The 8,511-nt window shown below is 58.4% G+C and carries 9 protein-coding genes; 2 read left to right on the top strand and 7 right to left on the bottom strand.

The features are described from left to right. Position 1 precedes the first annotated feature (1 nt). Positions 2 to 1,306, top strand: coding sequence for an ATP-binding protein (locus tag ACNFH5_RS27855; protein WP_416751701.1), 1,305 nt, complete (start codon positions 2 to 4; stop codon positions 1,304 to 1,306). A 129-nt stretch (positions 1,307 to 1,435) separates the two neighbouring features. Here the strand turns inward: ACNFH5_RS27855 and ACNFH5_RS27850 are convergent, their stop codons facing one another. Then, the gene (locus ACNFH5_RS27850; protein ID WP_416751699.1) at positions 1,436 to 1,885 is read right to left on the bottom strand and encodes a winged helix-turn-helix transcriptional regulator; all 450 of its coding nucleotides are present in this window, start codon (positions 1,883 to 1,885) and stop codon (positions 1,436 to 1,438) included. 97 nt (positions 1,886 to 1,982) lie between these two features. On the opposite strand from ACNFH5_RS27850, the gene ACNFH5_RS27845 reads away from it, so the two are divergent. Beyond that, positions 1,983 to 2,924 carry an aromatic alcohol reductase gene (locus tag ACNFH5_RS27845; protein WP_416751697.1) on the top strand — a complete coding sequence of 314 codons (942 nt, stop codon included), beginning with the start codon at positions 1,983 to 1,985 and terminating at the stop codon, positions 2,922 to 2,924. 204 nt (positions 2,925 to 3,128) lie between these two features. Here the strand turns inward: ACNFH5_RS27845 and ACNFH5_RS27840 are convergent, their stop codons facing one another. From ACNFH5_RS27840 to ACNFH5_RS27815, 6 genes are read right to left on the bottom strand one after another with little or no spacing between them, the layout of a single operon-like run. Beyond that, complete coding sequence (locus tag ACNFH5_RS27840; protein ID WP_416751695.1) at positions 3,129 to 3,911, bottom strand: cyclase family protein; 783 nt, start codon at positions 3,909 to 3,911, stop codon at positions 3,129 to 3,131. Then, positions 3,898 to 4,896 carry an NAD-dependent epimerase/dehydratase family protein gene (locus ACNFH5_RS27835; RefSeq protein ID WP_416751693.1) on the bottom strand — a complete coding sequence of 333 codons (999 nt, stop codon included), beginning with the start codon at positions 4,894 to 4,896 and terminating at the stop codon, positions 3,898 to 3,900. The genes ACNFH5_RS27840 and ACNFH5_RS27835 overlap by 14 nt, the downstream gene beginning before the upstream one ends. Next, positions 4,887 to 5,879, bottom strand: a complete 993-nt coding sequence (locus ACNFH5_RS27830; protein ID WP_416751691.1) for a fumarylacetoacetate hydrolase family protein — start codon at positions 5,877 to 5,879, stop codon at positions 4,887 to 4,889. The genes ACNFH5_RS27835 and ACNFH5_RS27830 overlap by 10 nt, the downstream gene beginning before the upstream one ends. Then, positions 5,876 to 6,448 (bottom strand): cupin domain-containing protein, encoded by a 573-nt coding sequence (locus ACNFH5_RS27825; protein ID WP_416751689.1) that lies wholly within the window; start codon positions 6,446 to 6,448, stop codon positions 5,876 to 5,878. Before ACNFH5_RS27825 ends, ACNFH5_RS27830 begins: the two co-directional genes overlap by 4 nt. An 11-nt stretch (positions 6,449 to 6,459) precedes the next feature. Beyond that, on the bottom strand, positions 6,460 to 7,233 hold the full coding sequence (locus ACNFH5_RS27820; protein ID WP_416751687.1) for an SDR family NAD(P)-dependent oxidoreductase: 774 nt from the start codon (positions 7,231 to 7,233) through the stop codon (positions 6,460 to 6,462). Next, positions 7,230 to 8,420 (bottom strand): MFS transporter, encoded by a 1,191-nt coding sequence (locus tag ACNFH5_RS27815; protein WP_416751685.1) that lies wholly within the window; start codon positions 8,418 to 8,420, stop codon positions 7,230 to 7,232. The genes ACNFH5_RS27820 and ACNFH5_RS27815 overlap by 4 nt, the downstream gene beginning before the upstream one ends. Positions 8,421 to 8,511 lie beyond the last annotated feature (91 nt).

Below are 8,511 nucleotides of genomic sequence, written 5' to 3'. Positions count from 1 at the left end.
CCTGCTTGCGCTCTACAACTATCACGACAGCAGCCACGAGATCGACGAGATCTACGACGCCCATCTGGCGCAGAACGCGCGCCTCCTGCAAGGCGTCATGAGCATGCCGCTAGACGACAAGGATCGCCATGCGTTGTACCTGGCATTCAATGAAGCATTGAGTCAGGCGGGCAAGCATCGCATCGGTCACCCCTACGAGAGCAAACTCGCCTTCCAGGTGTGGCGCATCAACGGTGAAGTCCTGGTACATACGGTCAGCGCCCCAAGCTTCACTCGGCCGCTGACCGAGCCCGGCTTTTCCAACATCATGGTGGGGGAGCAGCAATGGCGCAGCTTCGTGCTTCCCGTGCCAGAGCGCCAGTTGGTGATCTGGGTCGGTGAGCGCAACGATGTGCGCAATGATCTGATCGGCCGCATCGTCCGCCACACCTTATTTCCCTTCCTGATCGGTAGCCTCGCGTTAGCGTTGCTGGTATGGCTGGCCATCGGCTGGGGGCTGCAACCGTTGCAGAACATGGCACGCGTCATCCGAGCGCGGCATGCAGAGTCACTGGAGCCACTGCAGCTGGTACCCCTACCTCGAGAGCTCGAACCCATGCAGGCGGCGCTCAACCGGCTGCTGGGGCAGATTGATGAGCTGCTGCGCCGTGAACATCGATTTATCGCCGACGCCGCCCATGAGATGCGTACGCCCCTGGCAATCCTTCGGCTGCATGCGCAGAACGCGCTTGAGGCCAGGAGCGATGTTGAGCGAGATAAAGCCTTGGAGTTTCTGGTTGGTGGTGTGGATCGTCTCAGTCGAGTGGTAAACCAGCTACTGACGATGGCGAGAATCGAGCCGCGACTCGGGCAACGCAACTGGGTGACGGTCGATGTCGCTGTAGTGGCGACGGAGACATTGGCGGAGATGACACCTTGGATTTTGGATCAAGGCCTGGAACCGTCTCTGGAAATCACCGAGGGCGACTGTCAGCTTCAAAGTGATGCAGGCGCTTTGGGCATTGCTCTGCAGAACCTGGTCGCAAACGCAGTAAATCACTCACCAGCTGGTGGTCGAATCAACGTCACGCTACACCGCGAAGGCAACGCCATCGTAGTCAACGTGGAAGATCAGGGGCCAGGCATCGACGAGGAAGACCTTGAGCGTGTCTTCGAACGTTTTTACAGTAAAGGTTCTGAGAACGGCGCCGGACTGGGCCTGTCAATTGTGGCGATGATCATGGAGCGGCTTGGAGGAAGCGTGCAGTTGAGCAATCTCTCTACCGGCGGGCTTCGCGCAACGCTGAGGATCGTGCCTACGTCCTGAACATTTAAGTCCGCGATGGGGCGGTAGCTCCGCCTCGCCAGTGGCAGAAATAGGCCAGAAGCGAGCGTTCGATTTTGGGCGAGGTTAGGTCGAGTGCTACTGCTCTGAATGAGAAGTACACGCTATCGATTACTCTGGATTAGAGGGAGCCGACGTGGGGATTTGCCAGGCTGGTTTCTTGTCATCTTGACGGTCGAAAGCGCGCCGCGCCTTGCGGAACTCCTCGGCGTTTTCTACCACCCACATCCAAACAGGAGACATCCGAACCAACAGTTCCATACCCAGCGGCGTCAGCTCGTATTCGACACGCGGCGGAATTTCCCCGAACTCCCGTCGAAGCAGCAATCCATCCCGCTCCATGGCGCGTAGCGTCTTGGTCAGCATTCGCTGGGTCACCCCAGTCATCTGCCTTTTTATCTCGGCGTGGCGCATCGTGCCGTACACGCCCAAGGCATGCAGGATGCCCAATGACCATCGGCTACCCGCGTGGGCGAGGACTTCCCGTCTGACGCCATCGTCATCTTCTCGGAGCGTTCGGCAGATGGCTTCTGCCTGGCTCAGAGCGTCCTGATTGGTCATTTATCCTCCTAGGTATCACGCGTGTGCCTTCTTACGAGTACTGCCTGATCATGCCAGCATTCGCTCATGTTATAGGCATCACGCCTCAGGAGAAATCATGAGCGAAGCAACCCCGCTTTCCCCTCAATCCATTCTTGTTCTCGGCGCTGGCGAACTGGGCCTTCCGGTTTTGCACAATCTCGCACGAGTGGCCAAACGCGCACCCGGCTCCCAAATCAGCGTTCTTCTCCGGGAGTCAACCATCAACACCCAGATACCGGAGAAAAAGGCCGAAATCGACGAGCTTCGTGGGCTAGGCATTCAGATGGTCGCTGCGGATCTGGTGAACGATTCAATTGATCAGTTAGCTGAAGTGTTTGCCCGGTTCGATACCGTCATAGGCTGCGCCGGCATGGTCGCGGGTCGAGAAACCCCCATGAAGTTAGCGACAGCAGCGCTAAGGTCGGGCGTGAAGCGCTACTTCCCGTGGCAGTTTGGCGTGGATTTCGAAGTGATCGGTCGGGGCAGCCCCCAAGATCTTTTCGATGCTCAACTCGATGTACGCGAGGCGCTCCGCGCGCAAGACAAAACCGAATGGGTAATTATCTCGACGGGCATGTTCACCAGCTTCCTTTTCGAGCCCGTATTTGAGGTAGTCGACTTCGACAACGACACCGTTAACGCGCTCGGAAGTCTCGAGAACAGCGTGACGCTCACCACACCAGACGACATCGGAGCTCTCACGGCGGAGATCGTCTTCTTTGAACCTCACTTCCGCAACGAGATTGTCTATCTCTCGGGCGACACGGTGTCGTATGGGCAAGTCGCGAACATCCTCGAAAATGCGCTGGGTCGTCCGTTCAAGACTAACGTGTGGACTGTTCCGTACCTGATGGATGAGCTGAGAAAAGACCCTACCCATCACATCAAAAAGTACCGTGCTGTATTTGCCCAAGGCAGAGGTGTGGCATGGCCTAAAGTGGGCACCTTCAACGAACAGCAGTCGACTCCAGTAACCACCGCTGAGCAATGGGCTCGGGCGAACCTTGGGGGCAAGTGAGCGACGACAGATAGCTGACTTGCCGAGAAACTCACTGGCCCGACAGTGGACGCTGACAGCCGAAGTTGAACGTTTAGAGGAGGTCACGCTGTCTAGACTTGCAGCGTGGAGCCTCAGTGTCCGCTATGGGTTGGAAGCGGACTCTAAAAAACCAATGACCCGGCCCTGTGGGAATACCGAGCCGGGTCTAAACTTGCGAGTTACTTATTCGAAAAGCGCCACAGCACGCACGAAACCTGCGGAGGCGTGACGGATCTTGTAGGGGAAGCACGAAACCCAAAAGCCGCTCGCCGGCAACTGATCGAGATTGGCGAGCTTTTCCATCTGCCCGTAGCCAATATCCCGCCCAGCCTTATGCCCTTCCCAGATGATGGATGCATCGCCTGACTCGGCAAAGCGCTCACGCGTGTACTTGAAGGGCGCGTCCCAACTCCATGCATCGGTGCCTACTACGCGAACTCCCCGCTCCAGTAGATAGAGCGTAGCTTCGCGACCGATGCCGACCCCTGCATCGAGATAGCCGGGCTGACCAAACAAGCTTCCGGCCCGAGTGTTGATCAGGACGATTTCCAGTGGCTTCAGGTCGTACCCGATACGCTGCAGCTCGGCTTCGATTTCCCCGGCGGTTACAACATGGCCATCAGGAAAATGCCGGAAGTCCAGCTTCACACCAGGCTGCAGGCACCATTCGAGCGGCAACTCATCGATGCCGAACGCAGGCTTACCGCCGTCCGTAGTAGAGGCATAGTGCCAAGGTGCGTCCATATGCGTGCCACTATGCGTGGTTATGGTGAGGCGCTCAGCGGCCCACGACTCATCGCCAGGCAAGTCTTCCTTGCGCAGGCCAGGGAACATCGCTGCCATCTCGGGCCAGCCTTCCTGGTGATCCATGTAGTCGATCTTCGGCAACAGAGGCGGCGGGTCGGTGTATGGATTGTTCTCGAGGCAGACCGACAGATCGAGCATCCGACATTTACTGAGATTCATGAGAAGCAACTCCTACTTTGGCGGTTGTCGGTCGACTACGGCGGGCAGCGTTGGGCAGTGAGTTTCGCAGCAGTGCTGCTGCACTCCCGTCATGACAGAAGCCCAAGGCACGAGCACGAGGCGTGCGCAATTGCGGCTGGCGACCGAAGAGATTTTCCAACTGCGTATCGGGCGAGAATTCGATCTGCTCGCCATTGGACTCTCCGAAGCGTGCTGCCAGTGCATCGAGAATCTGGGCGACTGAAAGCTGCAGAACAGGCAATTGCCAAACCCGCTCTTCCACCAAATTCTTCAGCTCCGCCGCGTGCAAGAGGTTCTCCACACAACAACGGGCAGACATCCACCAGGCGGTCGCCCGCGGCGACACAGGGCAAGAGTAAGAGCCCCCTTCTGCATAGGCGTGCAAGAGGTCACTCATGAATGCGGACTTCAATCCGTTCGGTTCGCGCGGACGTGCAACGATGCCTGGGAGACGCAGCGCTCGCCCATCGACTTCACCACGCCGGGCCAGATCTTCAATGGCGATCTCGATCATGCGCTTGTGCGACGCATACGAGAGCTGCGGGTTAGCAGATTGAGACTCATCCATGCGCCCAGGAAGCTCGCCGCCATATACGGCAACACTGCTTGCATAGACCAACACAGGGGGGCGGTCACTGCTCCGTAGCTGATGGAGCAGCTCCAGGCTCGCTAGAAGGTTGACCTGATATCCCAGTTCGTAATTCGCTTCTGCCGCCCCACCAGGCACGCTGACCAGGTGAAACACAACATCGATGCCGTCAGCCAGCGCCCGACGTAGCAAAGCAGGATCGGTGACACTGCCATAGTGCCGGCGCAGGCGCGTATCGTCCGGCAAGCCATCCAGCTTCTGATCAAGAAGCAACAGAGCATCGATCTTCTTCCCGCGGATCTCGCCCTGGCTTAGTAGGCGAGAGACCAGCTCTCGTCCGACGAATCCGTTGGCGCCGGTGACCATTACGCGCATGGCCAACCTCCCTGCACCACGCGCTGGTCAATCGCTCCGAACAGGATCTCGCCTTGGGGGCCCCTGGCTTCCATACGTACCCTATCGCCGAAGCGCATGAAGCCAGTACTAGGTGAACCGTCTGCAATAGCTTCGATGGCTCGACGCTCAGAAATGCAGGCCGAGCCAACGGATCGATCGGGGTTAGAAACCGTGCCCGAACCAATCACCGTACCTGAGCTCAGCTTCCTACTCAGCGCTGCATGTGCAATCAACTGATGGAAGCCAAAATGCATGGCCCCACCATGGGGATTGCCGAACCACTCACCATTCCACTCGACGCTCAGAGACAGATGCACCCTGCCACCTCGCCAGGCTTCGCCCAACTCATCAGGAGTGACAGCTACGGGAGCAAAACTGGTCGTTGGCTTAGCCTGGAGAAACCCGAAACCGGTCTTCATCTCACGGGGAGCGAGGGCACGAAGGCTGACATCGTTCAGCTGCAACACAAGACGCACATGACCCAGCGCTTCTTCAGGCGGGCACCCCATCGGAACCTCATCCACGAGGACTGCAAATTCCCCTTCGAAGTCGATGCCATGAGCTTCACTCGGCAAAGGAATATCCGCGCGCGGGCCAAGAAAGTCGTCGCCCGCCCCCTGGTAGATGAGTGGAATTCGATCGACGCCCTCAATGGGCTCCAGGTTGAAAGCCTTTTGCATCAACTCCCCGTGGCTCAGGAAGCACGAACCATCCAGCCACTGCCAAGCTCTAGGCAACGGTGCAGCCAATTGCTCGAAATCCAGTTTAAAGAAGCCAGCAACGTCTCCCGCATTCAAGCGTTGATAAAGGTTCTCGAGATCAGCATGAACAAGCTCCCAGCTGTCCAGAGCAGCCTGCATTGTGGCGGCAATTCCAGTTGCATCCACTGCAAACTGAAGGTTGCGGGAAACCACGATCAGGCTCCCGTCGCGAGTACCATCATTCAGTGTGGCCAGCTTCACGGCAGCAGCTCCTGCAGATCCGGCGCATAACGGCCGTCGAGAAGGATGAACACCATCCGCGCCATCTGCTCGGTGCGGTTGCTCCAAGCATGATTGGTTCCGCGCTGAACTACTATGTCTCCGCGTTTCAGATGAACTTCCTCGCCATCGAGAACGAGCCAGATCTCACCCTCCGTGACGATCCCGTAGTCCAGCGTCTCGGTACGGTGCATCAGCTTGTGTTTGGAGTCCGTCTTCCCGGTACCAGCATGGGACTCGCCAATCTCCGCGAATGCTGCCGCAGCGTCCTCTGCACTCACCTGGTTCTGGACGCTATCGGGTGGAATATCGACCACGCGAATGACACTGCCCAGGGGCCCTGGGCTGAGCTGCAACGGCTGCGAAGTGGGATCGTCAGCGTTGTCCAACGGCGCGGGGGTCGTTGCGCTGTTCCAGACTTCGTAGAAGACGGTTCCCGGGATCGCTTTAAGCGGGAAGTTATTCGGGGTAGCACCACTGCTCATGACCACAGCTTGGCCGCGGGTGTCATGCCCAGTTACTACGCGTTTGAAGGTCGGAAGCTGTTGCATATTCTCTCCTATCAATTGCCGTCACCGACGGTGGTACCGCCGTCGACGATGATGTTCTGGCCGCTAATGAAGGCGCCTCCAGGAGCGGCAAGTAGAACTGCCAAAGCGGCCACCTCCTCGGGGCAGCCGAAGCGGCGCAATGGCGTGAAGGCTATTCGGCGCTGTACGACTTCAGGATTATCAGTAAGGGGGCGTGCAAACTCGGTTTGAATCACGCCGGGGCTGATCGCATTCACGCGGATATTGCTCGGCCCCCACTCCACAGCCAGGTTGCGCGCGAGCTGCGCAAGGCCGGCCTTGGACATTCCGTACAGACCCAAGGACTTGTTTCCGCGCACCCCGGCAATGCTCGACATCAGGATCACGCTACCGCCGCCATGCTTCGCCATCGCGGGCAGCAAATCGCTCGTAAGCCACATCGCGCTGCGCAAGTTGACGGTGAAGGTCAAATCCCATTCGGCGTCGCTAGCGGTCGCCAGCGCCCCCATATGGGGGGCAACGCCGGCATTGCAGACCAGAATGTCCACGCGGCCGAACATCTCAAGCACCTGTTTCGCCAGCTCAGCCACGGACGGCTGGTAACGCAGATCTGCAACTAGCGCATAGGCCTCAATGCCAGCATCGACCAGTTCAGCTGCAGCCTGACCACACGCATCGGCATCCTCGCTGTTGATGATGACCTTGGCACCGGCGCGACCTAACTCTCGCGCCACCGCAAGGCCAATACCTCGGGTACCGCCAGTGATCAGCGCGATCTTCCCGGTCAGACTGAAAAGGTCGCTCATACAGCTTCTGCCACGTACGCCTTTCGGCGCTTGCGAAGCAGAACCAGGCAGATCGGAGCCAGTACGAGTTGAGCAATTGCAAACAGGAGAAGGGCAAAGGGCAGCCCTGCATGGTCTCCACCCGTCAGCGAGAGAATGATCAAGGGGCTCAGAAACTCGCCAGCAAAGATCGCCGCTGTGAATCCGCCAGTAGCCCGCCCACGCTGGGTGAAATCAACTTCCTGCATGACCTGAGTAATCAGCGTCGGAAGCAGTAGCCCCACGCCCATGCCATTGATCAGTACGGCGACTACCATCAGCGCCACGTTTTCCGTCTGGCTCATCAGGGCGCCACCAGCACCAGCAATCACAAACCCAATGGCGAGCAGTCGCGGAGCTGAGAACCCCGAAAAGATATGGAAGAGCAACGCCCCAGCAAGAACTCCCAGCTGGTTAGCTCCCATCGTGATGCCGATCTGTTGAGGCGCATCGACGTGAATCAGATTGAGCAGGAATCCGGCCTGGACGGGCACGATGAAAAGGCTGACGCCCGCGAGGAGGCTGACCAGATAGAGCGGCAGCAGTTTTGTCCAAGGAAAACTTGAGCTGCTGGGCGTGGAGTTCTCCAACTGGCTGGCAGCGGGTTCCCAGAGAAGTTTTGCCATGAGAGGTATGCACAGCAGCCCTACGGCATACAGCACGAAAGGTGCTCTCCAGCCTACCTCACCGAGCGAGCCGCCTACGGCCATGAAGAGCGCTGCGGAGAGCGAGCTGGCGACCATCTGCAACGCAAACAATCGCTCCCGCCGCTCGCCCTCGAAGTAGTCACCAATCAAAGTGGTGCAGCAGGTCATGATCCCAGCTTCAGCGAGCCCAAGGCCCGCCCGGCTCGCCACAATGAGCGGCAATGAATCCAGAATAAGGGGGAGTGTCCCGCAGAGTGTGTAAACCAGCATGCACGCCAGGAGTAACGCCCGACGACCGAAGCGGTCGACCAGAGCCCCTGCGATGGGGGCCACAAGAGCGATCATCAACGCTGGAATGGTGAGCGCGACTGGAACCAGCACCGTGGAACCAGGCGAATCAAAGAAATGAGCCTGCAGGCGCGGCAGTACCGGAGCGATTAATACTGCGCCGAGCACCGGCAGGCAGCTGCCAAAAAGCAGCAAAACGGATTGTGCGGCTCCAGCGCTGCGCTCAGTGCTCATGGCGCATATCCTCAAGGGAGCAGATGCAGGCACCAAAACTGGACAGGCCAGAAGCTAGTTCAATCAACAGTGTGGGCAGCAGGCAGGTAAT

Source organism: Pseudomonas sp. NY15435 (genome assembly GCF_048068295.1).
Lineage (GTDB): Bacteria > Pseudomonadota > Gammaproteobacteria > Pseudomonadales > Pseudomonadaceae > Pseudomonas.
This window is presented reverse-complemented; position numbering and strand designations above follow the sequence as displayed.